This window comes from Psychrobacillus sp. NPDC096426, assembly GCF_044762745.1.
Lineage (GTDB): Bacteria > Bacillota > Bacilli > Bacillales_A > Planococcaceae > Psychrobacillus.
On record NZ_JBIWEX010000060.1, the window covers coordinates 1 to 1,414 of the forward strand.

At 34.3% G+C, this 1,414-nt stretch carries 2 protein-coding genes; both read left to right on the plus strand.

All coding sequences use genetic code 11. The annotated features are described in order from the left end of the window. Nucleotides 1–97 precede the first annotated feature (97 nt). A complete protein-coding gene (locus ACIQYS_RS22395) occupies nucleotides 98–541 on the plus strand; it encodes a GNAT family N-acetyltransferase (protein WP_402985250.1) in 444 nt (147 codons plus the stop codon). A 262-nt stretch (nucleotides 542–803) separates the two neighbouring features. Beyond that, nucleotides 804–1,103 (plus strand): hypothetical protein, encoded by a 300-nt coding sequence (locus tag ACIQYS_RS22400; RefSeq protein ID WP_402985252.1) that lies wholly within the window; start codon nucleotides 804–806, stop codon nucleotides 1,101–1,103. Nucleotides 1,104–1,414 lie beyond the last annotated feature (311 nt).

Here is a 1,414-nt window from a genome sequence, read left to right on the forward strand (position 1 = left end):
TAGCCTTGACAGAATTTTTGGTTACAAGAGATAAGAATATGTATTTTAAAGATACTAAACTAGCTAAATGCGACAACTATATTGACAAACACCGAGAATGAAATATAATATAGAAATTTTATTGGAGAACAACGAAGAATTTTCAGCTTTTCTAAAATCAAGGATAAAGGAGTTTAATAATAAGCACTCATTTCACCATAAAGAAGCAAGGAACAAAGGTTCAGTGCAACCCATAAGTATTATTGTTGAGAATGATAAGAAAAAATGGATAGGTGGAATAACCGCAGATGTTTACTGGGACTGGGTTGAAATCAATGATTTTTGGTTTCATGAAGAATTTAGGGGTAAGGGTTTAGGTGGGGATTTGCTCGATAAAACGGAAAAGTTAGCTAAAGAGAAAGGTGCAAAGAAGGCACTATTAACTACTTTTGATTTTCAAGCACGTTCTTTCTATGAAATTAAAGGATATAAAGTTGTGGGTGAAATAAAAGATTATCCCCCTGGTAGTAGTTATTTTACAATGGTTAAATCATTAGTATAGAATCTCTTATTCAACTCCCATGAAAATTAGTTCTTCAAGAAATGAAAAATGACAATACTAAGAAGAACCCTACTTAATCGTTAAAAAAAAGAGGATAGCGTGAATAAGTCTATGGATTACGGTTGACTGGATTAAGGTCAGTATCAGTATTGACACTTCCTACCCATTTTCATTCTCTGTGGTGTAGCATTTTTTTGTGCTGCATGGATGGCTAACGGGGACTTTAACATTGTTAGAGTTTAATGTGGGGTGAAGCATCGTTATGAAAATTACAAAAGGAATTATGATTGGTTTTATTTTTGGTTTTGGTTTATCGTTTGTTATTTCCTTTATGTTTATGTTCGTTGCACAGGGATTAGCTGGTGGCGTTACTTCTTTATTTGGAGAGAGTTGGCTATATTACGCAACTATTATTCCCTTTATAGTGACCTTTGCGATATTAGGGGTTTATTTCACAAAACAAGTAAACGTTACAAACAAAAAACTTTGGTTAGTAAGCCTAATATCCGCATTATTTATCACACTATACAGCGGAACTATTGGTGCTTGGAGGAACTCTTAGAAACCCTCTAGAAGGTGGTGGATATGTTGGTGTTAATGTGGAGGGAGTTTTAATTTGGGGAACAATTTATGCGTTTATCTTGCTACCTTTGACTACACCACTGGCACGTCTGGTACTCCAAGCGTTCTTTGAATTACTTAAAAAATATAAAATAGCTTCTTGAACTCCCATGAAAATTAGTTCCTCAAGAAATGAAAAATGACAATACTTAGAAGCCCCCTACTTAATCGTTAAAAAAAAGAGGAGAGCGTAAATAAGTCTATGGATTACGGTTGACTGGATTAAGGTCAGTATCAGTATTGACACTTCCT

Coding starts and splice junctions, on each gene's coding strand:
- ACIQYS_RS22395 (WP_402985250.1), top strand. CDS start 98: ATGAAATATAATATAGAAATTTTATTGGAGAACAACGAAGAATTTTCA.
- ACIQYS_RS22400 (WP_402985252.1), top strand. CDS start 804: ATGAAAATTACAAAAGGAATTATGATTGGTTTTATTTTTGGTTTTGGT.